At 61.6% G+C, this 26,537-nt stretch carries 19 protein-coding genes and 2 pseudogenes; 20 read left to right on the top strand and 1 reads right to left on the bottom strand.

What is annotated here, in order from left to right; translation table 11 throughout:
- The first annotated feature begins 1 nt into the window (after position 1).
- Genes GXB78_RS03925 through GXB78_RS03915 form a run of 3 tightly spaced genes read left to right on the top strand, consistent with a single transcriptional unit; the run spans position 2 to position 4,663 of the window.
- Positions 2–2,404 (top strand): aldehyde dehydrogenase family protein, encoded by a 2,403-nt coding sequence (locus tag GXB78_RS03925; RefSeq protein WP_329514384.1) that lies wholly within the window; start codon positions 2–4, stop codon positions 2,402–2,404.
- Between the two features lie 44 nt (positions 2,405–2,448).
- A complete protein-coding gene (locus tag GXB78_RS03920) occupies positions 2,449–3,759 on the top strand; it encodes a phenylacetate--CoA ligase family protein (RefSeq protein ID WP_329514383.1) in 1,311 nt (436 codons plus the stop codon).
- Positions 3,728–4,663: a GNAT family N-acetyltransferase gene (locus GXB78_RS03915; RefSeq protein ID WP_329514382.1), complete on the top strand. Its 936-nt coding sequence runs from the start codon at positions 3,728–3,730 to the stop codon at positions 4,661–4,663. The genes GXB78_RS03920 and GXB78_RS03915 overlap by 32 nt, the downstream gene beginning before the upstream one ends.
- Before the next feature lie 45 nt (positions 4,664–4,708).
- Here the strand turns inward: GXB78_RS03915 and GXB78_RS03910 are convergent, their stop codons facing one another.
- Complete coding sequence (locus GXB78_RS03910; RefSeq protein WP_071172374.1) at positions 4,709–5,236, bottom strand: hypothetical protein; 528 nt, start codon at positions 5,234–5,236, stop codon at positions 4,709–4,711.
- A 355-nt stretch (positions 5,237–5,591) separates the two neighbouring features.
- Here GXB78_RS03910 and GXB78_RS28275 point away from each other — a divergent pair.
- The 17 genes and pseudogenes from GXB78_RS28275 to GXB78_RS03830 form a co-directional block, all read left to right on the top strand.
- Positions 5,592–6,722 (top strand): annotated as a pseudogene (locus tag GXB78_RS28275) (HAMP domain-containing protein); the annotation flags it as partial.
- A gap of 333 nt (positions 6,723–7,055) precedes the next feature.
- Positions 7,056–7,583: pseudogene (locus tag GXB78_RS28270) on the top strand (methyl-accepting chemotaxis protein); the annotation flags it as partial.
- Between the two features lie 241 nt (positions 7,584–7,824).
- Positions 7,825–8,271 (top strand): DUF411 domain-containing protein, encoded by a 447-nt coding sequence (locus GXB78_RS03900; protein ID WP_329514380.1) that lies wholly within the window; start codon positions 7,825–7,827, stop codon positions 8,269–8,271.
- Positions 8,271–8,705, top strand: a complete 435-nt coding sequence (locus GXB78_RS03895) for a YqaA family protein (RefSeq protein WP_329514379.1) — start codon at positions 8,271–8,273, stop codon at positions 8,703–8,705. The genes GXB78_RS03900 and GXB78_RS03895 overlap by 1 nt, the downstream gene beginning before the upstream one ends.
- An 86-nt stretch (positions 8,706–8,791) precedes the next feature.
- Positions 8,792–9,838, top strand: coding sequence for an alpha/beta fold hydrolase (locus GXB78_RS03890; protein WP_329514378.1), 1,047 nt, complete (start codon positions 8,792–8,794; stop codon positions 9,836–9,838).
- A gap of 12 nt (positions 9,839–9,850) precedes the next feature.
- Positions 9,851–10,804, top strand: a complete 954-nt coding sequence (locus tag GXB78_RS03885; protein WP_329514377.1) for a D-2-hydroxyacid dehydrogenase family protein — start codon at positions 9,851–9,853, stop codon at positions 10,802–10,804.
- 590 nt (positions 10,805–11,394) lie between these two features.
- Complete coding sequence (gene glgA / locus GXB78_RS03880; RefSeq protein WP_329514376.1) at positions 11,395–12,981, top strand: glycogen synthase GlgA; 1,587 nt, start codon at positions 11,395–11,397, stop codon at positions 12,979–12,981.
- A 17-nt stretch (positions 12,982–12,998) separates the two neighbouring features.
- Positions 12,999–14,801, top strand: coding sequence for a malto-oligosyltrehalose trehalohydrolase (gene treZ / locus GXB78_RS03875; RefSeq protein WP_329514375.1), 1,803 nt, complete (start codon positions 12,999–13,001; stop codon positions 14,799–14,801).
- Positions 14,798–16,876 carry a 4-alpha-glucanotransferase gene (gene malQ, locus GXB78_RS03870; protein WP_329514374.1) on the top strand — a complete coding sequence of 693 codons (2,079 nt, stop codon included), beginning with the start codon at positions 14,798–14,800 and terminating at the stop codon, positions 16,874–16,876. Before treZ ends, malQ begins: the two co-directional genes overlap by 4 nt.
- Complete coding sequence (locus tag GXB78_RS03865) at positions 16,873–19,647, top strand: malto-oligosyltrehalose synthase (RefSeq protein ID WP_329514373.1); 2,775 nt, start codon at positions 16,873–16,875, stop codon at positions 19,645–19,647. Before malQ ends, GXB78_RS03865 begins: the two co-directional genes overlap by 4 nt.
- A 21-nt stretch (positions 19,648–19,668) precedes the next feature.
- Complete coding sequence (locus GXB78_RS03860; RefSeq protein ID WP_329514372.1) at positions 19,669–20,016, top strand: DUF2934 domain-containing protein; 348 nt, start codon at positions 19,669–19,671, stop codon at positions 20,014–20,016.
- A 238-nt stretch (positions 20,017–20,254) separates the two neighbouring features.
- Positions 20,255–22,414, top strand: coding sequence for a glycogen debranching protein GlgX (gene glgX / locus GXB78_RS03855; protein ID WP_042609869.1), 2,160 nt, complete (start codon positions 20,255–20,257; stop codon positions 22,412–22,414).
- Position 22,415: 1 nt separating this feature from the next.
- Positions 22,416–23,414 carry an acyl-CoA dehydrogenase gene (locus GXB78_RS03850; RefSeq protein ID WP_329514371.1) on the top strand — a complete coding sequence of 333 codons (999 nt, stop codon included), beginning with the start codon at positions 22,416–22,418 and terminating at the stop codon, positions 23,412–23,414.
- A complete protein-coding gene (locus GXB78_RS03845) occupies positions 23,411–24,169 on the top strand; it encodes a PIG-L deacetylase family protein (RefSeq protein WP_329514370.1) in 759 nt (252 codons plus the stop codon). Before GXB78_RS03850 ends, GXB78_RS03845 begins: the two co-directional genes overlap by 4 nt.
- Positions 24,166–24,765 carry an SAM-dependent methyltransferase gene (locus tag GXB78_RS03840; RefSeq protein WP_329514369.1) on the top strand — a complete coding sequence of 200 codons (600 nt, stop codon included), beginning with the start codon at positions 24,166–24,168 and terminating at the stop codon, positions 24,763–24,765. The genes GXB78_RS03845 and GXB78_RS03840 overlap by 4 nt, the downstream gene beginning before the upstream one ends.
- Positions 24,762–25,421 (top strand): glycosyltransferase, encoded by a 660-nt coding sequence (locus GXB78_RS03835; RefSeq protein ID WP_329514368.1) that lies wholly within the window; start codon positions 24,762–24,764, stop codon positions 25,419–25,421. The genes GXB78_RS03840 and GXB78_RS03835 overlap by 4 nt, the downstream gene beginning before the upstream one ends.
- 178 nt (positions 25,422–25,599) lie before the next feature.
- Complete coding sequence (locus GXB78_RS03830; RefSeq protein ID WP_329514367.1) at positions 25,600–26,358, top strand: PIG-L deacetylase family protein; 759 nt, start codon at positions 25,600–25,602, stop codon at positions 26,356–26,358.
- Positions 26,359–26,537 lie beyond the last annotated feature (179 nt).

Here is a 26,537-nt window from a genome sequence, read left to right as displayed (position 1 = left end):
TATGTACCTGATCGATGGACAACTGCACGACATTTACAACCTCGACCAGGCGCTGCAAGACCTGCAACAGGCATTGCCGCAACACTTGGCGAGGCCGCTCGAAAGCAGCACGGTCATCAAGGCCGTCGCGGGTTTTGCCCAGCGGCTGCGTGACGCACACACCGATCTGCCGCTCGACAGCGAACATCGGCAAGCCCTGATCGATTTCTGCCAACCCCAAGCGCTTGTCGACAAACGCCAGCGTGAATTGGGCGCCGATGCCGATTCTCTGCGTCGTATCGATTATCGCCAGCCGCGCTTCGAAGCTTGGCGCCCGCTCGGTCTGGTGGTGCATATCACCCCGGCCAACGCGCCATTACTGGCGTTCTGCGCGGTAGTGGAAAGTCTGCTCGCCGGCAACGTCAACTGGTTGCGCCCCAGCAGCAGCGATCAAGGCCTGACGGCGCGATTGCTCCGCGCCTTGGTCGACTGCGATGCCAGCGCACAACTGGCCGGTTACGTGGCGGTGATCCCAGCGAGCACTGAGCAGATCGGCCAACTGTGCAAACCCGCCAATGGTGTCGCGGCGTGGGGTGGCGAAGCGGCTCTGCAAGCTATTCGGCAGCAGTTGGCACCGGGTTGTCGCTGGATCGACTGGGGCCATCGCATCAGCTTTGTCTATCTCTGTGCAGAAACTGCGACGCCGCAAGCGCTCGATGCCGTCGCCGACGAAGTCTGCCGACTGGATCAGCAAGCCTGCTCCAGCCCGCAATGGCTGCTGGTCGACAGCGATGATCCGCAGGTTCTGCGCGATATCGGTGAACGTTTGGCGCAGGCCCTGCAACGACGCGGCGCACAGTGGCCGGCACTGCTGCCGACACGCCAGGAAGCTGCGCAAATCATCACGCACACGCAGATGGCCCGCCTCGGCCAGAGCTTTGCTGGCCACACCGGGCAAGTCTGGAACGGCCCAGGCTGGCGGGTGATCTGGACCCATGATCGGCAACTCGCACCTTCGCCGCTGTTTCGCAGCGTACTGCTGCACCCAGTGCCGCAGGCCCTGTTGAGCGCCACCCTGCTGCCATGGCGCAACGTGCTGCAAAGCTGTGCGTTGCTGTGTGCGCAACCGCGCATTGCCGAGCTCGCCCATGCGCTGATCGCTGCCGGGGTCACGCGGATCGCACCGATCGGCAGTATTCACGACGGCTACGCAGGCGAACCCCATGACGGCGTCTATGCGCTGCAACGTCTGAGTCGACGGGTATCGGTGAGTCTGGCCGCCACGCAACTGCCGAATCAGGCCAGTCTCGATTCAGCGCCATCACCAGCGAAGCCATGCGCTGCGATCATGGACAAACAGGCCTTCGTCACCCAGCCGATCAATGATCAGGCGCAGTTGTATTTCCGTTCCGGAGGCAGCAGCGGCACCCCTGCTCTGGCCGGCTACAGCTATCGCGACTTCGAGCGACAAATGCGTGCAACCGCTGACGGCCTGTTTGCCGCCGGTGTTGATCCGGCGCGGGATCGGGTCATGAATCTGTTTTTCTGTGGCGGGCTCTACGGCGGTTTTCTCAGCTTCAGCAAAGCGCTGGAACTGCTCGAGGTAACGCACCTGCCCATGGCCGCCCCTACCGATGACGACTATAGGGAAATTGCCCAACTGATCATCGACCAACGGGTCAACGTGCTGGTCGGCATGCCCGGCACCCTGCATCGTCTGTTCCTCAATGAACAGGAGCGTCTGCGCGCCTATGCCGGAGTCGAAAAGGTCTTTCTTGGTGGCGAGCACCTGAGCGAGCAGAACCGTGTATTGCTGCGCAGTTGCGGCGTAGCGACGATTCGCTCGGCGATCTACGGCAGCGTCGATGCCGGCCCGCTTGGCCATGCCTGCCAGGTATCGGCGGACGGGGTTTTCCATCTGATGAGCGATATCCAGCAGCTGGAAATCGTTGCATTCGAAGAAGATGTGCCGGTTGTTGGCGATCAAGTGGGTCGGCTGCTGGTGACCTCGCTGGCCCGCGAAGGTGGCCAGCGCGTGCAGCGTTACGAGATTGGTGACAGCGGGCGCTGGCTGCCCGGCGTCTGCGCCTGCGGGCTGACGTCGCCGCGCTTCGAACTGTTGCAACGCCACGGCAAGTTGCTGCGCATCGGCACCGACTTTATCTCCCTGAGCGAACTGGCGACGCGTCTGAAAGTGCCGTTTCAGCTGCATCTGGATCACAGCGCCGAGGGCGTCGAGCGCCTGCAACTGCGCTGCGAACTCGCAGCCGACATCGCTAAAACCCGTCTTGCCGATTACCTGACGCTGATGACCGTCATCGACAGCGGACTGCTGGTGCTGCAGATCGAGCAATGCTCGCCCGAGCACTTCATTCAAAACAGACACAGCGGCAAGACGCCGCTGGTCATCGACTCACGCCGCTGACGTTCGAGCGTGAGTCGGCTCATTCGAATCAAGAAGAATACACCGTGAAAAAAACTGACCCGATTAGCGAATTGACGGCTTTCGCCCGTGAGCATTCGCCCTATTACAAAAACGGCCTCGCCGATGTTCCCGAGGCAATAAACTCACTGTCCGAACTGCCGTTACTGGATCCGGCAGCGCTCTGGAAAGGCAGCGCGAATCCTGCGCAATGGCCGGTACTGACGGCCCCCATTGCCCACGCCCTGGTTTTCAAGACCGGTGGATCAACCGGCGGTGGCAGGCTATCCGTTTATACCCGCGCTGAATGGCAACGCACCGTCGAGGACTTTGGCCACAGCCTTAACGCACAGCTGAGTGATGGCGACCGAGTAGCCAACCTGTTCTTCGCCGGCGACCTCTATGCAAGCTTTCTGTTTATCCACGCTTCACTGGCCCATGTTGAAACGGCGATCACCGAGTTCCCGTTCAGCGGTGAAGTCGCCCCGCCAATACTGGTCGACGCCATTGCGCAGTACCGGATCAACGTGTTGGCTGGCGTGCCTGCGCAACTATTGACCTTCGCCAGTTGGCTCCAACAGCGCGGCCTTGCTTTGCCCTTGGTTGATACCGTGCTTTACGGCGGCGAGAGCCTGTTTGCCTCGCAACGCCAGCTCCTTGAGCAAGTGCTGCCCAACGCGCGCTTTGCCTCGATCGGCTACGCCAGCGTCGACGGTGGGTTTATCGGTGCCAGTCATCGTGACTGCATCGAAGGCGAACATCGCACACCCGACGGCCACGTCCTGCTGGAAATTGTCGATCAGCATACCGGCGCAACGATCGAGGCCTGCGATCAACCCGGTCTGCTCGTATTGACCAACCTGCATCGGCGCCTGATGCCGCTGATCCGCTATCCGGTGGGTGACCTGGCGTGCTGGCGCGAACCGGCGGGCACCGCGCAACGCAAATTCGCCCTCAGGGGTCGCAGCGGCAACAGCCAGCGTGTGCGGGTCGGCATTTTGTCGCTGATGACCGATGAAATCAGCGAAAGCGTACGCAGCATCACTGGCAGCAACGACTGGCAGTTATTGATTGAACAGGCCGACGGCCGCGATGTGTTGACGTTGAAATACGTTGTCGACGAGCGATCAACGCGCATCGACGAGGAGCTCGAGGCGCGCTTGATCGAGCTGTACCCGCAGATCCCGCAACTGGTCGGCGCTCAATTGCTGCAGCTGCATGTCCAAAGCTGCCGCTTCGAGGATCTTGCGCGCCATCCTCGTGCCGGCAAAAGCCTGCGGATCGTCGATCTGCGCTGCTACGACCAACATGATGGGGAGGTGCGTGATGAAAGCGTTGATCCTGCGCAATTACCGTGACACCGACGCCGCGGCAGTCAGCCAACTGTTTCGCGAGGTCTATGGCGATCATTACGTGCAAAGCGACGTCTATCTGCCCTGCCTGATCAATCAGAACCATGCGGACAAACGCTGGCATTCGCTGGTTGCGGTTGAGGGTGAGCGGATTCGTGGCCATGCCACGCTATTCCGGCGAACCGATAGCTCGCACGATGCCGAACTGGCCTTGAGCGCGGTACACCCCGATACTCGCGGGCAGAACATCGCCTCGCGCCTGGGTGAGCAACTGCTGACTCACGCACAGGCGTTGGGCTGTCGCAGCGTTTCGATCAAACAAGTGACCCATCACCCTTACACCCAACGCATGGCCATCAGCCTCGGTTTCCACAACACCGGACTGCTGCCGGACTATGTCCGCTCGCCTTTCGGCTGCAAAAAACCGGAGTCGATCGTTTTGGGTGTACGCGCTATCGATGGCTATCAACGGCCATTGCCGGAACAGGCATGGCCGGCCAGTTGTCGCCCCTTGATGGAGCGTCTGGCCAGTGTGTTCGGTGTCGGGGCTGGCGCAGGACGCTGGCGCGGCGCTTCGGTTCAGGTCGAGCAACACGGCAGTCGCCATGAAATGTTGCTGGAAAAACTCAACCCGGAACTTCTTGAGCAGCTGCGATCGCTGCCCGGGCATTGGCTGATTTCGATTCGTCTACAGCTATCGCGACACTTTGCCGCGGACCTGCACAGCCTCAACGCCATCGGTTTCGTTTTCACCGGTCTGGCGCCCGCTCAAGACAATCAAGGCGGATGGCTGGCGTTGTTTCATCGCGGCTACCGCGCGCGCAGGCTTGCATTGCATTGCCCGCATATGCAGCAGTTGCACGACCAGGCACAGCGTCAAATCACTGGGCGAACCGTGCCAGCGCTGTAACCGGCATGAGCCCGCGCACGGATGAGCGGGCATCACCAATGCAGGTCAGGCCTTTGCTGTCAGGCCCTTGTCGGACGGAACTGCGGCATTGCCTTCGCCATAGGTCTTGAGATTCTGCAGGACGTAAATGGCTTTCTTGAATTCCGGGATCAGGCTCTTGCCGTAGTAGTTGCCGTTGAGACTGTTGGTCTGGATGGCATCGAGTTGAGTGGCGAAATATTCCAGCGCGTTGAACTTGGCGTCCGGGTCCTTCTGCACGCCGAAACGGTCGAATTTGTCGCCGGCATTGAGCAGAGTGATCGAGGTGATCTCGGAGATCAGGCCGCGCCCGCGCAGGAATTCGCTGAGGTTGCCCAGTTGCTTGACCGACACGTTGGCCGGGTCGAAACCCTTGATCTGCTTGCGCAGACCTTGCTTATCCATCTCGGCGACGTTCAGCGCATTCGGATCGTTACCGACCAGCGTCAGCATTTGCTGGACCTTGACGCTCTGCGAAACCTGCTTTTTCGCGCCGGTATCCCGGACCATGACGCCTGCCTTGCTTTCCCAGGCGCCGGTATAGCCGATCGTCATGCGAGTGTTCCTTGTGCAGTGAGCATGAAATGTCCTTGTTCCGATATTTTTGGATGGGCGCAAGTATCGGTGGGCAAGGTGACAGCACCAACCTTTTTGTGTGCTTGTTTACAACTTTCGTACATTCGCGACACGAGGCGACAGCCCGCAAACATTGCTCCAGAGCCGTCATCAGGACGTAACAAACGCGGGGATGCTCAGGGATGTACCAATGCCGATACCAACCGGTCATCGCCCTGAGTTGTTTCGGCGCGCGAGCGCCTAAAGCTTCTGTGCGCAACGTCGATACGCTGTGATACCCGCCCTGTTTTCTTCCTGCCCCCTCCCGACAAAAAGCCGCTCAAGGATCAGTTCCATGCCCGCACTGCGCACTATTCAGGCTCGCTACACGCTGTTTCTGGTTCTGTTTATCCTGCTGTTGTCAGTGTTGACCGTGGTCGGCATCAGCCAACTGGTCGCACCGACCCTGCGCGATACCGAAGAGAAGGTTGTGCTCAACCGCATCGCCGAGGTCGCCGTGCAGATCCAGGGCGAACTGAACAAGGTGCAGGCGCAGCAACGCAGCATCACCCAGACCATCCCGTTGCTCGACAGCGCCGCCATCGACGTAGTGCTGCCAGGGCTGGTGGATCAGTACGGCGAACTGAAAGTCTTCGGCGGCGGCATCTGGCCGTTGCCGGGCCAGCGTGAAGCCGGGCGCAACAAGTTCAGCACCTTCTGGCACCGCGACGCCTCGGGCCAGCTCAAGGTCAACACGTTCTGGAACAGCGATGCCGCTCCAAACTACTACGACCAGAGCTGGCACAAGGGCGGCATGGCTACCCCGCGCGGCCAATGCGCGTGGGCCGCTGCCTATAAGGATGACGCCAGTGCCGAGCCGCGCACCAACTGCGCCATGGCTATCTACAAGAACGGCAGCGCCTGGGGCGTATCGACCATCGACGTGACCCTGGGCTTTTTCAACGATCTGGTGGCGCGCAAGGAAAAAGACCTCAATGCCGAGATGCTCATCGTTGAGGCTGACGGCAAGATCATCAGCAACAGCTCGCGCATCAGCGGCCCGATCGTGTTGAAGAACATCAGCGAACTGGCGGCCAGCTCGACCTTCGTCAACCAGATCAAGACTGGCCTGCAGAATCGCGATAAAGCGCAACGCGTCGAGTTCGACAACAACGGTGAAGCCAGCACGTTCTTCATGCGCCCTATCGAAGGCACGCCGTGGTTCCTCGCCACTGCCCTGCCGACCAAAATGCTTACTGCCCAGCGCGACGACGTGCTCAACAGCCTGAGCCTGATCCAGATTCCGCTGGTGATCCTGCTGGTGCTGTTGCAGGTTTATGCGATTCGCAAGCTGGTGCAGCGCATGAAGGCGCTGAAGGCCAACATCGATTCGCTGTCCAGCGGCGATGCCGACCTGACCCGGCGCATCACCATTCGCGCCGAAGACGAACTGGGCGCCATCGGCCACTCGGTCAACACCTTCATCGCCTACCTGCAGAACATGATCGGCGAAGTTACCCAGGCTACCGGCGCGATGGCTTCCAGCCTCGACAATCTGCAGCGCACTTCGGCGCACACCAGCCAGATTCTGCTGCGTCATGCCTCGGAAACCGACCAGACGGTCACCGCCATTACCGAAATGAGCTCGACCGCCGAAAGCGTCGCGCAGAACGCCGCTGAAACCGCTGCGTTCACCCAGCGTGCCAACGAAAACGCCGATCGTTCGCGCGTCGTGGTCGGGGAAGCAACCAACAGCGTGGTTGCGCTGATCGACGAAGTGGCCAGCGCTACACACAAAGTTGAAAACATGCAGCAGGACGCCCAGCGCATCACCGAAATCCTCGGCGTGATCGGCGCGATTGCCGGGCAGACCAACCTGCTCGCCCTCAACGCGGCAATCGAAGCAGCGCGTGCCGGGGAACAGGGTCGCGGCTTTGCGGTGGTGGCAGATGAAGTTCGCGCCCTCGCCGCCCGAACCCAGGCCAGTACCTCGGAAATCAATGAAATGTTGACCCGTCTGACCCAAGGCGTGAGTTCGTCGGTCAGCGCCATGGAAAACACCCAGGCCAGCTGCCAGTCCGCCGCTGACGCCACCGCCCGAGTCAACTCGGGGCTGGACGAAATGGCCGGTTCGGTCAGCCACATCAACAGCCTCAGCACGCAGATCGCCACCGCCGCCGAACAGCAAAGCGCCGTCACCGAAGAGATCAACCGCAGCATGGTGCAGATCCGCCACATGGTCGATGAACTGGTGCAGAGCGGCCAGGCCAGCGAGCTGAATACCCGGCAATTGCTGGAGGCCAATAGCCGTGTGAGTGCAATCATGGGGCGGTTCAAGGTCAGTTAAGCCAACCGCAACCACGGGGATTCTGGCCTTCACACCAATCCCCTGTGGGAGCGAGCCTGCTCGCGAAAGCGATTTTTCAGTCACCTGGATTTCCGTCTGATCCAGCGCATTCGCGAGCAGGCTCGCTCCCACCATTGTTCGGGCGTCTTGTAGCAACTGGAAACACTCAGTTGATGCCAGGGCGGAAAAACCGGTCAAAATGCGTTCTTTTGACCGTCACCCGAGTCGAGAGCCCATTCCCATGCGAAGCCAACTGCGTCTGCTCGCCCTGAGCACCCTGTTCCTCTCCTCCCTGGCGCAAGCCGCCGAACTGATCCCGATCGAAGTGCACCGCGATGCCAATTGCGGTTGCTGCAAAAAATGGATCAGCCATCTCGAAGCCAATGGCTTCAAAGTCGAAGACCACGTCGAAAGCGACATGAGCAGCTTTAAACAGCAGCACGGCGTACCACCGCGTCTGGCCTCCTGTCACACGGCGATCATCAATGGCAAATTCGTCGAAGGTCATGTGCCGGCCGACCAGGTACTCGCGTTGAGCAAGCGCGACGATCTGCTTGGCGTGGCCGCGCCGGGCATGCCAATGGGGTCGCCAGGCATGGAAATGGATGGCATGAGCGACGCGTACCAGGTCATCGGCCTGAAACAGGACGGCGCTGACGTGGTGGTGGCGGACTACCCGGCCCGTTGATGGGAGCGGCTTACTTCGGCCTGTTCTTTGCTGCGTTTGGCGCGGCGACATTGTTGCCGCTGCAATCCGAAGCGCTGCTGGTCGGTCTGATCGTCAGCGAGCGTTACTGGTTGTGGGGCCTGCTCGCGGTGGCGACGCTGGGCAATGTGCTCGGCTCGCTGGTCAACTGGTGGCTGGGCCGTGGCATCGAGCGTTTTCAGGATCGACGCTGGTTTCCGGTCAGTCCGGGGCACATGGCCAAGGCGCGCAAGCATTACGAGCGCTACGGACATTGGTCGCTGCTGCTCAGCTGGCTGCCAATAATCGGCGATCCGCTGACCCTGATTGCCGGGGTCATGCGTGAGCCACTCGGGCGGTTCCTGCTGATCGTGACGCTGGCCAAAGGTGCGCGCTATGGCGTACTCGCGTTGCTGACGCTGGGCTGGCTCGGTTGAACCAACATTCTGTGTGATTGCCTTTGTTTAACGTCGGCGTAATCCCGGCCTTTCAGAGTCGGCCAATTTTCAAGGAGTTTGTGCTTATGTCCGTCACGCTATCCCGCTGGCTGCCCGGCCTCGTCCTCAGCGCTGCCCTGCCGTTAATGGCGCACGCAGCCAGTGAAACCGCTGCCGCCGAAGGCCCGGTCTATGGCCCGGAGCTGCAAGGCTTCCAATATCCCTACACGCTTAAACACTTCGCCTTCGAATCCCAGGGCCAGAAGCTGCAAATGGGTTACATGGACATCGCCGCCAATGGCAAGGCCAACGGCCGCACCGTGGTGCTGTTGCACGGCAAGAATTTCTGCGCGGCAACCTGGGACAGTTCGATCAAGGCCTTGAGCGATGCCGGCTACCGCGTGATTGCGCCGGATCAGATCGGTTTCTGCACGTCCAGCAAACCTGAGCACTATCAGTACAGCTTTCAGCAACTGGCCACCAACACCCAGCAATTGCTCAAGGCGCTGGGCATTCAGAAAGCCACCGTGCTCGGCCACTCCACCGGCGGCATGCTCGCCACCCGTTATGCGCTGCTGTTCCCCGAGCAGGTCGATCAACTGGCGATGGTCAACCCGATCGGTCTGGAAGACTGGAAAGCCCTCGGCGTTCCGTATCGCACCGTCGATCAGTGGTATCAGCGCGAGTTGAAGGTCACGGCCAAGGGCATTCGCGACTATGAGCGCACCACCTATTACGACGGCCGCTGGAAGCCCGAATTCGATCGTTGGGTCGACATGCTCGCCGGCCTGAGCAACGGTCCGGGCAAGACCCGGGTGGCGTGGAACTCGGCACTGATCTACGACATGATCTTCACCCAGCCGGTGTACTACGAGTTCAAGGATCTGAAGATGCCGACGCTGCTGCTGATCGGCACGTCCGACACCACCGCAATCGGCAAGGACCTTGCGCCGCCGGAAGTGAAAGCCAGAATTGGTCATTACCAAGTGCTCGGCAAACAGGTCGCCAAGCTGATTCCGCAGTCGACGCTCATTGAATTCCCGGGTATGGGCCACGCGCCGCAAATGGAAGAACCGGAAAAATTCCATCAGGCGCTGCTCGGCTGGCTGGGCAAGACACCTTCGGTTCCTTGATGAGGTAAGGCGATGGCAGTGCAGATTGCAGTGATCGATGACTGGCAGGACGTGGCCCGCGATGTAGTCGACTGGTCCCTGCTCGTGGGCATCGGCGAAGTAACCTTTGTGCACGATTACCCGGCGGACAACACCACGCTGGCCGAGCGCTTGGGCAAGTATCAAGTGATTTGTGTGATGCGCGAACGCACGCGTTTCGACGCCGACTTGCTCGGGCGCTTGCCCAATCTGAAGTTGCTGGTCACCGGCGGCATGCGCAATGCCGCGCTGGACATGCCGGCAGCAGCGGCGCTGGGCATCAAGGTCTGCGGCACCGACAGCTACAAACACGCCGCGCCGGAACTGACCTGGGCGCTGATCATGGCGGCAACCCGTGATCTGGTGAAGGAAGCCAATGCCCTGCGCGCCGGCCAGTGGCAACAGGGACTGGGCGGCGACCTGCACGGCAAGACCCTGGGTATTCTCGGCTTGGGCAGCATCGGCCAGCGGGTCGCGCAGTTCGGTCAGGTGTTCGGCATGCGGGTGATTGCCTGGAGCGAGAACCTCACGGCCGAACGCGCTCAACAGGCCGGCGTGACTTACGTCAGCAAACAGCAACTGTTCGAACAGGCCGACGTGCTGTCGGTGCATCTGGTGCTCAGCGAGCGCAGTCGCGGCCTGGTTGATGCGCAGGCGCTGGACTGGATGAAACCGACCGCGCTGCTGGTCAACACCGCTCGCGGGCCGATCGTCGATGAAGCGGCGCTGATCAAGGCGTTGCAGAAACGGCGCATTGCCGGGGCGGCGCTGGACGTGTTCGAACAGGAGCCCTTGCCGGCCCTGCATCCGTTTCGCACATTGGACAATGTCCTCGCCACGCCGCATGTCGGCTATGTGAGCCGGCAGAACTACGAGCAGTTTTTCCAGCAGATGATCGAGGATATTCAGGCTTGGGCAGCCGGGGAGTCGGTGCGTCTGTTGAATTGATTCCATCACTTTAAAGTTGAGCTGCTTCAACAGGCCTCTTCGCGAGCAGGCTCGCTCCCACAGCGTGTCCGCGTTCCCCTGTGGGAGCGAGCCTGCTCGCGAAGGGGTCATTCCAGATACCACTCTGAAATACGCTCGCACCAAAACGGTGCAAGCCGCCCACCCCCTAGCACAAAATCGTGACTACCCAGTCACCGTTTTGGCCCACTCCGACCGAAAAACATGCCCTTCGTCGGAGCATTCCCTCCGCTAAACCCTCCCTTACATCCCGACACAACCGATTGTCGAACAATTTACCCATTTGCCCTTACCCGCTCTAGGATCTGGCCTAGACTGATTTTTCAGTGGCAAAACCACTCGGTCATACCGGCGAAAAAAAGTCGAAACTTTTGCTTCACGCCACAGGTCATCAGAACAACTGGGCGAAAGCGACTGGTGTAATCCTTGCAACGGCCTCACCACCCATTCTGCTTGCGCGTGTTGGGTCAGCATTTGCTCACCGATGCGTGGCGCCTTTGCGCCCGGCCACAGGACTTGGCCACGAAACAGCTTGTTCGAGACAAGAATCAGATCACACACGGGAGATACATATGATCAGTGCGGCATTGGATATTCAGGGAGAGCGTGCTCACCAGTCGCTTGGAGAATCGAGCACCATCAGTGTTCCCGGCAGCCGACAGATCAACGTACCCGGCACCAAGACGCTTGCTCCGGTAGCAAGCCAGAATCCCAACAAGAAAAAAGTGTTGTTCGTGACCTCGGAAATCGCCGATCTGGTCAAGACCGGCGGTCTCGGTGACGTCTCCGCTGCCCTGCCCCGGGCCATGGCCCATCTGCATGACGTGCGGGTGTTGATTCCCGGTTACCCGCAGGTGGTGCACAGCGAAAACCCGATTCACATCATCGGCGAGCTGGGTGGCCATGCCGCGCTGCCACCTTGCAAGATCGGGCGCATGGACATGCCCGATGGCTTGGTGATCTACGTGTTGATCTGCCCTGAATTGTACGAACGTGAAGGCGGCCCCTACGGCGCCAACAACGGGCGCGACTGGCCGGACAACCATATCCGCTTCGCCCGTCTCGGCTTGGCCGCTGCCGACATCGCCGCCAACCTTGCGCAAATCCACTGGCGCCCGGATCTGGTGCACGCTCACGACTGGCCGGCCGGCCTCGCCCCTGCTTACATGCACTGGCGCGGGCAGCGCACGCCGACTCTGTTCACCATTCACAACCTTGCCTACCAGGGCGTGACCAGCCTCGGTTCCTGCCCGGAGCTGGGGATTCCCGCCCACGCACTGCAACAGGAAGGCATGGAGTTCTACGGCAAGATGTCGTTCCTCAAGGCCGGCATGGCCTATTCGAGCCACATCACCACCGTCAGCGCCACTTATGCGCAGGAAATCACCACCCCGGACTTCGGCTGCGGTCTCGACGGTTTCCTTGCCGCCAAGACCCAGCAAGGCCTGCTCAGTGGTATCCCGAACGGTATCGATGAAAGCTGGGATTCGGCGACAGACCCGCACCTGTTCGCCCCGTTCGCCATCGGCGACTGGGAAGGCAAAGCGGTCAATGCCGCCCATGTCCGCGAGCTGTTCGGCCTGCACGATTCCACCGGCCCGTTGTTCGCCGTGGTTTCGCGACTGGTGTACCAGAAAGGTCTCGACCTCACCGAAGCGGTGTCCGAGTTCATCGTGCAGAACGGCGGCCAGATCGCGATTATCGGTCGCGGAGAGCCGGAAGAAGAACAAGCCATGCGCGAACTGGCCCTGCGTTTCCCAGGCCAGATCGGCGTGCGCATCGGCTTCAATGAAACCGATGCCCGGCGCATGTTCGCCGGCAGCGATTTCCTCCTGATGCCATCGCGTTACGAGCCTTGCGGCTTGAGCCAGATGTACGCCCAGCGTTTCGGCTCGTTGCCGGTGGCGCGCAACACCGGCGGTCTGGCCGACACCATCGAAAACGGCGTCACCGGCTTCCTTTTCGATGAATCCACCGTTGATAGCTATCAAGAGGCCCTGAGCCGCGCGTTCAAGGTCTTCGCCTTCCCGGAACTGCTCAACGCCATGCGTTGCCGGGCCATGGCTGCACCGTTCAACTGGAGCAAAGCGGTTGAACCGTACGCCGAACTTTACGAACAACTGGTCGCCAAGGCGCTGGGTAAAGCCAGCCACAAATAACCAGGGAGTTGCAAAAAATGCCGTCAAGGACCCAAGAAACCTGGCCCCACGGCGCGATCATGCTGGATGCCGAGCACACGCAATTTGCGTTGTGGGCGCCTGACGCGTTCTACGTCAGTGTGGAACTGGAAGATGGAAAATCGTTGCCCATGCTGCCCCAGGGCGACGGTTGGTTTGTAATCAAGGCCAACTGCCCGGCGGGCAGTCGCTACCGCTACTGCATCGATGGCGAACTGGAGGTGCCGGACCCGGCCTCCAGGGCGCAGGATGGCGACCTCGACCGCCACAGCGTGGTAGTCGACCCGCATGCCTATCAATGGCGGCACACGGCATGGAACGGTCGGCCGTGGAGTGAAGCAGTCATTTACGAGTTGCACGTCGGTGCGCTCGGTGGTTTTGCCGAAGTCGAACAACATCTGGCGCGGCTGGTTGCCCTCGGCATCACCGCGATCGAACTGATGCCACTGGCGCAATTCCCCGGTGATCGCAACTGGGGCTACGACGGGGTGCTGCCCTACGCGCCGCAAGCCTCCTACGGCACACCGGAACAGCTCAAACACCTGATCGACACCGCCCACGGCCATGGCCTAGCGGTGATTCTCGACGTCGTCTACAACCACTTCGGCCCTGACGGCAACTACCTGCATCGTTACGCCAAAGGTTTTTTCCGCGAGGACAAGCACACGCCTTGGGGCGCAGCGATTGACTTCCGCCGTCCGGAAGTACGCGAGTTTTTTATTGAAAACGCGCTGATGTGGCTGCTCGAATACCGGTTTGACGGGCTGCGCCTGGATGCGGTGCATGCGATTGAAGACCCGGATTTTCTCAGCGATCTGGCCCGGCGCATTCGCCAGCAGATCGACCCGACCCGGCACGTCTGGCTGACCGTCGAGAACGAGCTGAACCAGTCGAGCCTGCTGGAAACCGATTACGACGCGCAATGGAATGATGACGGTCATAACGCCCTGCACGTGCTGCTGACCGGCGAAACCGACGCCTACTACGCCGATTATGCCGCGCAACCCACCGAGCAATTGGTGCGCTGCCTGAGTCAGGGCTTTGTGTTTCAGGGCCACATCACCCGTCATGGCGAACCCCGTGGCGAGCCGAGCGAACATCTGCCCTCCACCGCTTTCGTGCTGTTCCTGCAGAACCATGACCAGATCGGCAACCGCGCATTTGGCGAGCGCCTGCATCAGCTCGCCGACCCGCGTGCGGTACAGGCGGCGACGGTGTTGTTGCTGCTGTCGCCGATGATTCCGCTGATCTTCATGGGCGACGAATTTGCCGCCGAGCAACCGTTCCTGTTTTTCACCAGCCACCACGGTGAACTGGCGGAACTGGTGCGTGAAGGGCGGCGCAACGAGTTCGCCGCATTCAGTGCCTTTACCGATCCGCACAAGCGCGAGCAGATACCCGATCCGAACGCCGAGGAAACCTTCCGCGCTTCGCAGCCACGACTGGCTGGCAGTGGCACGCCACTGCAACAGGACACGCAGGCGCTCTACCGACAGCTGTTGAAGTTGCGTCACCAGTACATCATTCCCCACCTCTCCGGAACCCAGGCTCTGGGTGCGCAAATGCTCGGCTACGGCGCGGTCAGCGCACGCTGGCGGCTGGGCGATGGCAGTGAGCTGCGAATTGACCTGAACCTCAGTGATACGCCAGTGGTCAACCCTGCACAGACCGATACCGAGTGGCTGTTTCAACAGCCAGCCGCCATCGAGCTGTCGGACCCGAACCAACTGCCGGCGTACACCGCGCTCGTCAGCCTCACGGCCGCACCCCCTTTGCACCCCCTGAACGGAGAGCGCCTATGAGCGATGCGCAACTGGAAATACTCGCCAGCCGAGCCGGCCTCGCCGTCGACTGGATCGACGCCAACGGGCGTCAGCAGAAAGTCGCTCCTGCTGTGCTGCGCAATGTCCTGATCGGACTCGGCCACCCGGCCAGCACCGCGCAAGAAATCGATGCCAGCCTGCTGGAATTGCAAGAGGTCCAGCAGGACCGCCATTTGCCGCCCCTGTTGACCTGCGACGTGGGCGTTGCCCTGAATCTGAGTCGCTATTTCTCACCGGAGATGCCCTGCGAGATTCATCTTGAAGATGGCTCGCAGATGAACCTCAAGCTGGACAACGAAGCGATGCTGCCCGGTCTGGTTCCGGTCGGTTACCAGCAAGTGCACATCGGCGATCAGTATTTCACCCTGGCCGTAGCGCCCGAACGCTGCTTCAGCGTTGGCGATGCTGTCGACAGCCCGATCCCCCGCGCTTGGGGTCTGAGCGCGCAGTTGTATGCGTTGCGTCGTCCCGGCGATGGCGGTTTCGGCGACACGCAGGCACTGGAAGAACTGGTGCGCGTGGCCGGCGAACGTGGTGCCGATGCGCTGGCGATCAGCCCGATGCACGCGATGTTCAGCGCCGACACCGGTCGCTACAGCCCTTATTCGCCCTCCAGCCGCCTGTTTCTCAACTCACTGTATGCCGCGCCGGGGAGCATTCTCGGCGAACGCGCCTTGCGCGACGCGATCGACGCCAGCGGCCTGGCCGCGCAGTTCGAGCAACTGGAAAATCTCAAACTGATCGACTGGCCTGCCGCCGCCGAAGCCAAGCAGAAACTGCTGCAAGCCTTGTATGACGGTTTTGTCGCTGGCGAGCATCCGCTGCACGCCGACTTCGCCAGTTTTCGCCACGCCGGTGGCGAAGCGCTGGAAAACCATTGCCGCTTCGAAGCGATTCAGGAAATGCGCGCCGCCCGTGGCGAAAGCCTTGACTGGCGCGAATGGCCTGAGCACTGGCACGACCCGCGCGGCGCGGCGCTGGAAGCGTTCGCCGAGGAATATGCCGAGCGCATCGGCTACTTCGCCTTCTGCCAGTGGCTGATCCATCGCTGCCTCGAGCGTGCACAAACCGCCGCGCGCAGTGCCGGCATGGGCATCGGTCTGATCGCCGACCTCGCCGTCGGTGCTGATGGTGCCGGCAGCCAGGCCTGGAGTTTTCAGGATGAATTGCTCGCCTCGCTGACCGTGGGTGCGCCGCCCGACATCCTCAATCGCAGCGGCCAGGGCTGGGGTATTTCCGCCTTCTCGCCCGAGGGCCTGATCCGCAACGGTTTCCGCGCGTTCATCGACATGCTGCGGGCCAATTTCGCCCATGCCGGTGGTCTGCGCATCGACCATGTCATGGGTCTGCAGCGTCTGTGGGTGATACCCAACGGCGCTGACCCGGCCGACGGCGCCTATCTGTATTACCCGTTCGACGACATGCTGCGCCTGCTGACCCTCGAGTCGCATCGGCACCAGGCCATCGTGCTCGGCGAAGACCTCGGCACTGTGCCGGAAGGCCTGCGGGAAAAACTCGCCGCGCGTTCGATTCTCGGCATGCGCGTGCTGTTGTTCGAACAGGACAACACTCGTTTCAAACCGATTCTCGACTGGCCGGATGACGCCTTGGCCACGACAAGCACCCATGACCTGCCGACGCTCAATGGCTGGTGGCATGGCCGCGATATCGACTGGAATGCACGCCTCGGTCTGGTCGATGCCAACGGCGAAATCGACTGGCGCCGCCATCGCGAGCGTGAACGCGAAGGCTTGCGTGATGCGTTGCGTCAGGACCCGCAGAATTTCCGCGAAGAGTCCCACGAAGCCGATCAAGTGGTCGATGCCAGTGTGCGGTTCCTCGGCCACACCCGCGCGCCGCTGGTGTTGCTGCCGCTGGAAGATGCCTTGGGCATCGATGAGCAGGCGAATCTGCCCGGCACCACCGATTCACATCCGAACTGGTCGCGACGCTTGCCCGGCCCCAGCGAAGCGTTGCTGGACGGCCCCGATGCCGCCCGCCGCCTGGAGCTGCTGGCCTGCGCGCGCCTTCAAGCCTCTGAGCGTGACCAATGAATCAACAGCAAATCCAGCCACTGCGCGCCACCTTGCGCTTGCAATTTCACAAAGGTTTTACCCTCGAACAAGCGGTGCCACTGGTGCCGTACTTCGCTCGACTCGGCATCAGCCATATCTACGCCTCGCCGCTGCTGGCGGCGCGGGCCGGTTCCATGCACGGCTACGACGTGGTCGACCCGTCCCAGGTCAACCCTGAGCTGGGCGGCGAACCGGCACTGCGCCGACTGGTCAGCACCCTGCGTGAACACAACATGGGGCTGATCCTCGACATCGTTTCCAACCACATGGCTGTGGGCGGCAACGACAACCCATGGTGGCTCGACTTGCTGGAATGGGGACGCCTGAGCCCGTACGGCGAATTCTTCGACATTCAGTGGCACTCGCCGGACCCGTTGATGGAAGGCCAGTTGCTCTTGCCGTTCCTTGGCAGTGACTACGGCGTGGCGTTGCAGGAAGGCACGCTCAAGCTCAAATTCAACGCGCAGGCTGGCAGTTTCTACGTCGAGCATTACGACCACCACTTTCCGATCTGCCCGAATAATTACGGCGAACTGCTCAAGTCCGACGACACGCTCAAATCCCTCGCCGATCGCTTCAGCACCCTCAGTTATCAGACCGATGCCCATTCGCTGGCGCTGCCGCTGAAGCAAGAGTTGCGCGACCTGGCAAGCGATCCGCGCGTTCTGGCTACTATTGAAAGCAACCTCGCTCAGTACGATTCCACGACTGAGGAAGGCTTCCAGAAGCTGCACCAGCTGCTGGAGCACCAAAGCTATCGCCTCGCCAGTTGGCGCACCGCAGCGGACGATATCAACTGGCGGCGCTTCTTCGACATCAACGAGCTTGGCGGCCTGCGCGTCGAGCGTCCGGCGGTGTTCGAAGCGACCCACGGCAAAATCTTCCAACTGGTTGAAGAAGGTCTGGTCGACGGCTTGCGCATCGACCACATCGACGGCCTCGCCGACCCGCGTGGCTACTGCCGCAAATTACGCCGGCGTCTTGATCATCTGGCACCGGGACGGCATCTGCCCATCTATGTCGAGAAGATCCTGGGCGAGGGCGAAACCCTGCGCCGCGACTGGAGCGTCGATGGCACCACCGGTTACGAGTTCATGAATCAGCTGTCGCTGCTGCAACATGACCCGGAAGGCGAACATGTGCTCGGCGAACTCTGGCAGCGCCGCACCGAGCGTCCGGCAGCGTTCATTGAAGAAGCGCAACTGGCCCGTCAGCAGATCCTCAACGGTTCGCTGGCCAGTGACTTCGAAAGTGTCGCGCAGGCGCTGCACCAGGTCGCGCGTGATGACTTGATGACCCGCGATCTGACCCTCGGCGCAATTCGCCGCGTGCTGCACGCATTGATCGTGCACTTCCCGGTTTATCGCACCTACATCAGCGCCCTGGGCCGTTCCGAGCAGGACGAAGCGATTTTCCAGCACGCCATGGACGGCGCGCGGCAAACCCTCAGCGAAGCTGACTGGCCGGTGCTCGACTCGGTCGCCAGTTGGCTGGGCGGCACACCGTGGCGGCGCAAGCCACGCGGGCGTTCGCGCAAGATCCTCAAGCATGCCTGCGTGCGCTTCCAGCAATTGACCTCGCCGGCAGCGGCCAAAGCTGTCGAGGACACCGCGCTGTATCGCTCGGCAGTGCTGCTGTCGCGCAATGATGTCGGCTACAACACCGAGCAATTCAGCGCGCCGCTCAGCGAGTTCCACGAAGTCAATCAGCAGCGCATGCAGGAGTTTCCCGACAACCTGCTGGCCACCGCCACCCACGATCACAAGCGCGGCGAAGACACCCGTGCGCGGCTCGCGGTACTCAGCGAGCGCAGCCATTGGTACGCCGACCAGGTCGAACTCTGGCGCGCCCTCGCCCGCCCGGTCCGTATCGAAGATGACGCGCCGTCCGCTGGCGACGAACTGATCCTCTATCAGGCATTGCTTGGCAGTTGGCCGCTGGATCTGCAGGACGATGACCAGGCCGGTTTCGCCGAGTACGCCAAGCGCATCTGGCAATGGCAGCAGAAAGCCCTGCGTGAAGCCAAGTTGCAAAGCAGCTGGAGCGCGCCGAACGAAGCTTATGAAAACGCCGCACAGGCGTTTACCGAAAAACTGCTGACCGGTGAGGAAGGCGAGCTGCTGCGCGCGGCGCTGAGCAAGACCGTCAACAGCATCGCTGCTGCCGGCGCGCTCAACGGGCTGGCGCAAACCTTGCTGCGCATGACCGTGCCGGGTGTGCCGGATCTGTATCAGGGCAACGAGTACTGGGATTTCAGTCTGGTTGACCCGGACAACCGCCGGCCGGTGGATTACGCCGCACGCGAGCAATCCCTGCAGGCATCCGTGCCGAGTGCAGAACTGCTGACGGACTGGCGCGACGGGCGCATCAAGCAAGCGCTGATCAGTGCGGTACTCAACCTGCGCAAGGAGCACAGCGAGCTGTTTCGCCGTGGCGATTACCAGCCACTGGAAGTGCTGGGCAGCCAGGCGCACAACGTGTTGGCATTCGCGCGTGAGCACGAGGGTGTGCGCGCCATTGTGGTGGTGCCGGTGCGTTGCGCGACGTTGCTGGAAAACAGTGCCATCCCCCGGGTCGATGCGCTGCGCTGGGGCGATACGCGGGTGGTTTTACCGTCCGCCGCTCCGGATGCAAACCTGAGGGGACTTTTTGCCAGCAGTGTAGTCACACAAAACAGGGAGCTGAATGTCAGCGAAGCGCTGGGGGATGTCCCGGTCAATCTCTTTATCCAACACTTAACACAAGCATGAGTTCAGTTCAGGAGCATTGCGATGAGCACCGACGATAAACGCATTCGCGAATTCGCCTATCAGATCTGGGAGTCGGAAGGTAAGCCTGAAGGCCAGGAAGAACGTCATTGGGAGATGGCGCGCAAACTCGCCGAGGCCGAAGCGCTGGCACCGAAGAAGCCACCGAAGGCGACGGGCAGCAAGGTTGCCGGCAAGACCCCAGCGGCGAAGAACACCGAGGCCAAAGCACTTGACGGCAAAACACCGGCCGCTGCCAAAGCCAAACCGGCAGCGAAGGCCAAGCCAGCGGCGACGCCCAAAGTAGTCCCGCCTGGGGAAAAGGCTGCCGAGAAGAAGCCGCGAGCAACGAAGAAGCCTCCGGCGAACTGACCTAGACCCGATTATTGAACTGAACAACTGTGTGGCGAGCTTGCTCGCCATAAGGGGTCTTTGCGCCCCGAAAAAAGCCCCTCTGGGGAAAAACACATAACCCTGTGGGAGCGAGCCTGCTCGCAAAAGCGCTGGTTCAGTTGGTGAAGATGTCGAATGTACCGACGCTTTCGCGAGCAGGCTCGCTCCCACAGGGATTGACGTAATTCGAACTGTCCCGTTTTTTGCAGGAGCAATCATGACCCGTCCAAAGAAAGCCGAACCCGTTGCGCACGCCGAGCCGTCGAGAATCCGTGAAGGCCTGCCCTTCCCGCTCGGTGCGACCTGGGATGGTCTGGGGGTGAACTTTGCTCTGTTTTCCGCCAACGCCACCAAGGTTGAGCTGTGCATTTTCGACGATGCCGGTGAAGTCGAACTCGAGCGCATCGAGCTGCCGGAATACACCGATGAGATCTACCACGGCTACCTGCCCGATGCGCACCCGGGGCTGATTTACGGCTACCGCGTCTACGGTCCTTATGACCCGGCCAATGGTCACCGCTTCAACCACAACAAACTGCTGATCGACCCGTACGCCAAACAACTGGTGGGCGAGCTGAAATGGTCGGAAGCGCTGTTCGGCTACACCATCGGCCACCCCGATGCCGACCTCAGTTTCGACGAACGCGACAGCGCGCCATTCGTGCCCAAGTGCAAGGTCATCGACCCGGCGCACACCTGGGGCAACGACCATCGCGTCAGCGTGCCGTGGGATAAGACCATCATTTACGAAACCCATGTGCGCGGCATCAGCATGCGTCACCCGTCGGTGCCGGAAAACCTGCGTGGCACCTTCGGCGGTCTGATGGTCGACGACGTGCTCGAACACATCCGCAAGCTCGGCGTCTCTTCTGTCGAACTGCTGCCGATTCATGCCTTCGTCAATGATCAGCATCTGCTGCAAAAAGGCATGACCAACTATTGGGGCTACAACAGCATTGCCTTCTTCGCCCCGGATCCGCGTTATCTGGCCAGCGGCAAGATCGCCGAATTCAAGGAAATGGTCGCGCACCTGCACGATGCCAACCTCGAAGTGATTCTCGACGTGGTCTACAACCACACTGCCGAGGGCAATGAGCAAGGGCCGACCCTGTCGATGCGCGGTATCGACAACGCCTCGTACTACCGCTTGATGCCTGACGACAAGCGTTACTACATCAACGACTCCGGCACTGGTAACACCCTGGACCTGAGTCACCCGTGCGTCCTGCAAATGGTCACCGACTCCTTGCGTTACTGGGCCAGTGAAATGCACGTCGACGGTTTCCGCTTCGACCTGGCCACCATTCTTGGCCGTTACCACGATGGTTTCGACGAGCGCCACAGCTTCCTCGTCGCCTGCCGTCAGGACCCGGTGCTGCGTCAGGTGAAGATGATTGCGGAACCCTGGGACTGCGGCCCCGGCGGCTATCAGGTCGGCAACTTTCCGCCGGGTTGGGTCGAATGGAACGACAAGTTCCGCGACACCGTACGTGCATTCTGGAAAGGCGACGACGCCCAACTTGCCGATTTCGCCAGCCGCATGACCGCTTCCGGTGAGATGTTCAACCAGCGTGGGCGCCGGCCGTATTCGTCGGTGAACTTCATCACCGCCCACGACGGTTTCACCCTCAACGATCTGGTCTCGTACAACGACAAGCACAACGAAGCCAACGACGAGAACAATCAGGACGGCAGCAACAACAACCTTTCGTGGAACCACGGCGTTGAAGGCCCGACTGACGACCCGGAAATCAATGCGCTGCGCCACCGGCAGATGCGCAACTTCTTCGCCACCCTGCTGCTGGCCCAAGGCACGCCGATGATCGTTGCCGGTGACGAGTTCGCCCGCACCCAGGACGGCAACAACAACGCCTACTGTCAGGACAGCGAAATCGGTTGGGTCAACTGGGACCTGAGCGAGGACGGCAAGGCCCTGCTCAAGTTCGTCAAGCGTCTGATCAAGCTGCGCCTGACTTATCCGATCCTGCGTCGCGGACGCTTCCTCGTCGGCGAATACAACGAAGACATCGGCGTCAAGGACGTCACCTGGCTGGCACCGGACGCCACCGAGATGACCACCGAGCACTGGCACGACGCGCACAACCGCTGCCTCGGCATGCTCCTCGACGGTCGCGCACAGGAAACCGGGATTCGCCGCAAGGGTGCCGATGCGACTCTTCTGCTGGTAGTCAACGCGCACCACGACATCGTCAACTTCACCCTGCCGGAAGTGCCGGATGGTGGCTTCTGGACCTGCATGATCGACACCAATCAACCGTCGATTCGCGGCCAGGAACGCTTCGACTTCGGCCATGAATATTCGGTGACCGGGCGCTCGTTGCTGTTGTTCGAACTGCAACGTGACGAAGAAGATTGATATGGACTTTCAACACTATCTGGCCCGCCGTCCGCCAGATTACGCCGACACCAACGCCCTCGGCCGTTGCCTGCGGGCGATGGTCGAGGCCGGCCTCGACCGCTTGCCGTTGCCCGGCAGCGGTCACACCCTGGAGCGTTTTCAGCGTCTTTCGGAAGTGGGCGGACACGACCTGGGGTTGTGCAAACTCTACGAAGGTCACACCGACGCACTGGCGATCATCGAACAATTGGGCGGTACGCCAACCCCGGGCAGTACGTGGGGAATGTGGGCTGCCGAACCGCCGCAGGCGCGGGTAAAAATCACTCCGGCCGGGCATATGGTCGCGCTGAACGGGCGCAAAGCCTGGTGTTCCGGCGCCGCTGTGCTCAGTCATGCCCTGCTTACCGCGTGGGACGCTGATGAACAGCAGCAATTGGTGGCGGTGGCACTTGATCAACCCGGCGTGACCATCACCGACCAAGGCTGGCAAGCAGTGGGCATGGCCGCCACGGGCAGCGTCGAAGTGCTGTTCGACAACGCCGAAGCGCAGGCCATCGGCAATCCCGGCGATTACCTGCAACGCCCGGGTTTCTGGCAAGGCGGCATCGGTATCGCGGCGTGCTGGTATGGCGCGTCACGGCGGATTGCCGAAGCGCTGCGCCAGCACTGCGCGCAACGCGATGAACCCCACGCCCTCGCCCACCTCGGCGCGACTGACACGGCACTGCAAGCGGCTGCCGATGTGCTGCGCTTCAGCGCGCTGCAAATCGATGCGCAGCCCGAAGCCGACGCTGAACTGCTGGCCCGTCGCGCCCGCGCGGTGGTCGAACAGTCTGCCGAACAGGTCATGCGCGAAGTCGGGCGTGCGCTGGGTGCCGGGCCGTTTTGTCAGGATCGGCATTTCGCCCGACTCAGTGCCGACTTGCCGGTATTTCTGCGCCAGAGTCACGCCGAACGCGACCTTGCTGCACTGGGCCAGCAGATTGCCGGGCGGTCCTGCGAGGTCTGGGCGCTATGAAGGAAAACCCGATCGTCGGCCAAGGCACTTCGCTGCAGCAATGGCAGGGTTCGCAGCGTCTCGCCGAGCTGCCCGCCATCGACATTCTTGACCTGGTACCGCTGGGCTCGCGAGCGGTGATCGTCGCGCCGCATCCGGATGACGAAGTGCTCGGCTGCGGCGGCATCATGCAGTTGCTGGCGGCAGCCGGACGCCCGTTGCAGTTGATCTCGGTCACCGATGGCAGTGCCAGTCACCCCGGCTCGCAACGCTGGCCGGTCGAACGCTTGAGCGTGGTGCGTCCGCAGGAATCGGCTGAGGCGCTGCGTCGCCTCGGGTTGCCAATGCACAGTCTGAAATGGCTGCGCGGCGGCTTTACCGATACCCAGGTGGCGGCTCAGGAAACCGGGTTGAGTGAATTCATCGCCGGTTATCTGCACGCCAGTGACGTGGTCTTCACCACCTGGCGCGAAGATGGCCACAGCGATCACGAGGCAGTCGGCCGCGCCAGTGTCGAAGCAGCGCGACGCGTTGGTGCGACCTGCCATGAACTGCCGGTGTGGACCTGGCACTGGGCAACCCCGGAAGACGCCTCGGTGCCATGGGAGCGGGCGCGCAAGATTCTCCTTTCGCCCACGCACATCGCGCGCAAACGCCACGCGGCGCACGCGTTCGCCAGTCAGTTGGAAGGCGACCGCGACGTTGGCCTCGGGCCAGTGCTCGCGCCCTATGTGCTCGATCGTCTGTTGCAACCCTTTGAAGTGGTGTTTCTTTGAGTGTCGATGACCGCTATTTCGATGGCCTTTTCGCTGGCAATGACGACCCGTGGGCGTTCCGCCAGCGCTGGTACGAGCAGCGCAAACGCGCGATCACCCTCGCTGCCCTGCCGCGTCCGCGCTACCGGGCAGTGTTCGAGCCGGGTTGCGCCAATGGCGAACTGAGTGCGGAACTGGCACCGCGTTGCGACCGCCTGCTGTGCTGCGACACGGCGAGCGCGGCAGTGCAGCTGGCGCGCACTCGCTTGAGCATTTTCGAGCATGCCGAAGTCCGCCAGGGCCGCCTTCCGGCTGACTGGCCGGAGGAAAAATTCGACCTGATTGTATTTAGCGAAATTGGCTACTACCTCGATGGCAATGATCTGACAGAAGTGATCCGCCGCATCAGCGAATCGCTGACAGCCGACGGCCAATTGCTGGCCTGCCACTGGCGCCCGCCAATCGAGGGCTGCCCGCTGAATGCACGTCAGGTCCACGATCTGATTCACGATCAATTGGGCTTGCCGCGCCTGGTGCTGCATCAGGAAGCGGATTTCATTCTTGAACTGTGGAGCCGCGAGCCACGCTCGGTGGCGGCCCTGGAGGGCTTGCGTTGATCGGTATTGTGATTCCGGCGCACAACGAAGAGGCGCTGCTTGATGAATGCCTGCGCGCCGCGCTGCGTGCCAGCCAGCATGGGCAACTGGCCGGCGAGGCGGTGGAAATTCTCGTGGTGCTCGACAGTTGCAGCGACGGCTCGGCGCAGATCGTCAGTGCTTATCCGGTGCTGAGCCTGCAGATCGATGCACGCAATGTTGGCGAAGCCCGCGCCGCCGGTGCGCGCCTGCTGCTCGAGCGCGGTGCCCGCTGGATCGCCTGCACCGATGCCGACAGCCGCGTCGCCGATGACTGGCTGGCGGCACAGCTGGGGCTGGAGGCTGACGCGGTGTGCGGCACGGTCACCGTCGAGCATTGGCACGAATCGATCGATGAAGCAGCGCAGATTCGCTATCACCGCCACTACCAGGCCCGCGATGGCCACCGGCACATTCATGGCGCCAACCTCGGCGTCAGTGCCGAGGCCTATCGCCTGGCCGGCGGCTTCAAACCGCTGACCTGCGACGAGGACGTGCAATTGGTGCGTGCGCTGGAACGCAGCGGCGCCAATATCGCCTGGAGTCACCGTCCGCAGGTGCACACCAGCGCCCGTCTCGACAGCCGGGCCAAGGGTGGATTCGGTGATTTTCTGCGCAATCTGGCACAGCTGGAATAAAAAAATACGTATCAGATTGATCTGTGACGCGACGAATCCGCTGTCATGAGCAATACTCTGCCTCGCAGTAATCCAAGGGTTGGAGCACTGCACCGTTGCTATTCATTTGCCTTCACGGGCCGCGACCAGCATTGGCTGCTCACGACTGAGGGCGAGACACCACAAGGACGTCGCACTCATGAAACCGTCATTGCTCAACGAACACGGCCTGCCAGCACAAATCTGGAACAGCGCGCCGCAACTCGACAATATTCCCGTCATCAATACCCACAGTCTGGTTCCCGCCGGCGCCCGCGCCGTGGTCATCGCCCCGCATCCGGGCGATGAAGTGGTCACCTGCGGCGGTCTGCTGCAATTGCTTTCCAGCCTTGGCCATCCACTGCAACTGCTCTCGATTACCGACGGCAGCGCCAGCCACCCCGGCTCGCGCCAGTGGTCGGAGCAACGCCTGAGCGTATTCCGTCCGCAGGAAAGCGTCGAAGCCCTGCGCCGCCTCGGCCTGCCGATGCACAGCCTGAAGTGGGTGCGCGGTGGCTTTACCGACAACGCCCTGAGCGATCAGCAAAGCCAACTGACTGAATTCATCGGTCGTTACTTGCGCCCGGGCGATGTGGTGTTCAGCACTTGGCGCAAGGATGGCCCGCCGGACCATGAAGTGGTGGGCCGGGCCAGTTTCGACGCCGCGCAAAAGGCCGGGGCGACCTTCCACGATGTGCCGGTGTGGGCCTGGCACTGGCCGGAGCGCGAGCAGCGCATGATTCCGTGGGAACGCGCGCGCAAGCTGCGTCTCGACACCTGGACGGTGGCGCGCAAGAGCCACGCCACCCACGCCTATGCCAGCCAGCTCAAGGGCGAACCCGCCATCGGCATCGCCCCGCTGCTGCCGCCGGTGCTGCTGGAGCGGATGCGCTTGCCGTATGAGATCGTGTTCGTCTGAACGGCGGAAGCTCGCAATACCTGTGGGAGCGAGCCTGCTCGCGAAAGCGGTGTGTCATGTGTCAGATGTATTGAATGTGATGAAGTCTTCGCGAGCAGGCTCGCTCCCACATTGGCCAGCAGTGAATCATCGGAAGGAACTGCCACCCCCTCTAACCAGTCGCATGAACAGGCATGGCC

Source organism: Pseudomonas moraviensis subsp. stanleyae, from assembly GCF_036283065.1.
In the GTDB taxonomy this organism is placed as follows: domain Bacteria; phylum Pseudomonadota; class Gammaproteobacteria; order Pseudomonadales; family Pseudomonadaceae; genus Aquipseudomonas; species Aquipseudomonas stanleyae.
This window is presented reverse-complemented; position numbering and strand designations above follow the sequence as displayed.

What these genes read in the sequence shown, in the direction of transcription:
- GXB78_RS03845 (WP_329514370.1), top strand. Translation starts at nt 23,411, where the DNA reads ATGAAGGAAAACCCGATCGTCGGCCAAGGCACTTCGCTGCAGCAATGG.
- GXB78_RS03915 (WP_329514382.1), top strand. Translation starts at nt 3,728, where the DNA reads ATGAAAGCGTTGATCCTGCGCAATTACCGTGACACCGACGCCGCGGCA.
- glgX (WP_042609869.1), top strand. Translation starts at nt 20,255, where the DNA reads ATGACCCGTCCAAAGAAAGCCGAACCCGTTGCGCACGCCGAGCCGTCG.
- GXB78_RS03860 (WP_329514372.1), top strand. Translation starts at nt 19,669, where the DNA reads ATGAGCACCGACGATAAACGCATTCGCGAATTCGCCTATCAGATCTGG.
- GXB78_RS03890 (WP_329514378.1), top strand. Translation starts at nt 8,792, where the DNA reads ATGTCCGTCACGCTATCCCGCTGGCTGCCCGGCCTCGTCCTCAGCGCT.
- GXB78_RS03910 (WP_071172374.1), bottom strand. Translation starts at nt 5,236, where the DNA reads ATGACGATCGGCTATACCGGCGCCTGGGAAAGCAAGGCAGGCGTCATG.
- GXB78_RS03925 (WP_329514384.1), top strand. Translation starts at nt 2, where the DNA reads ATGTACCTGATCGATGGACAACTGCACGACATTTACAACCTCGACCAG.
- GXB78_RS03895 (WP_329514379.1), top strand. Translation starts at nt 8,271, where the DNA reads ATGGGAGCGGCTTACTTCGGCCTGTTCTTTGCTGCGTTTGGCGCGGCG.
- malQ (WP_329514374.1), top strand. Translation starts at nt 14,798, where the DNA reads ATGAGCGATGCGCAACTGGAAATACTCGCCAGCCGAGCCGGCCTCGCC.
- GXB78_RS03885 (WP_329514377.1), top strand. Translation starts at nt 9,851, where the DNA reads ATGGCAGTGCAGATTGCAGTGATCGATGACTGGCAGGACGTGGCCCGC.
- glgA (WP_329514376.1), top strand. Translation starts at nt 11,395, where the DNA reads ATGATCAGTGCGGCATTGGATATTCAGGGAGAGCGTGCTCACCAGTCG.
- GXB78_RS03865 (WP_329514373.1), top strand. Translation starts at nt 16,873, where the DNA reads ATGAATCAACAGCAAATCCAGCCACTGCGCGCCACCTTGCGCTTGCAA.
- GXB78_RS03830 (WP_329514367.1), top strand. Translation starts at nt 25,600, where the DNA reads ATGAAACCGTCATTGCTCAACGAACACGGCCTGCCAGCACAAATCTGG.
- GXB78_RS03900 (WP_329514380.1), top strand. Translation starts at nt 7,825, where the DNA reads ATGCGAAGCCAACTGCGTCTGCTCGCCCTGAGCACCCTGTTCCTCTCC.
- treZ (WP_329514375.1), top strand. Translation starts at nt 12,999, where the DNA reads ATGCCGTCAAGGACCCAAGAAACCTGGCCCCACGGCGCGATCATGCTG.
- GXB78_RS03850 (WP_329514371.1), top strand. Translation starts at nt 22,416, where the DNA reads ATGGACTTTCAACACTATCTGGCCCGCCGTCCGCCAGATTACGCCGAC.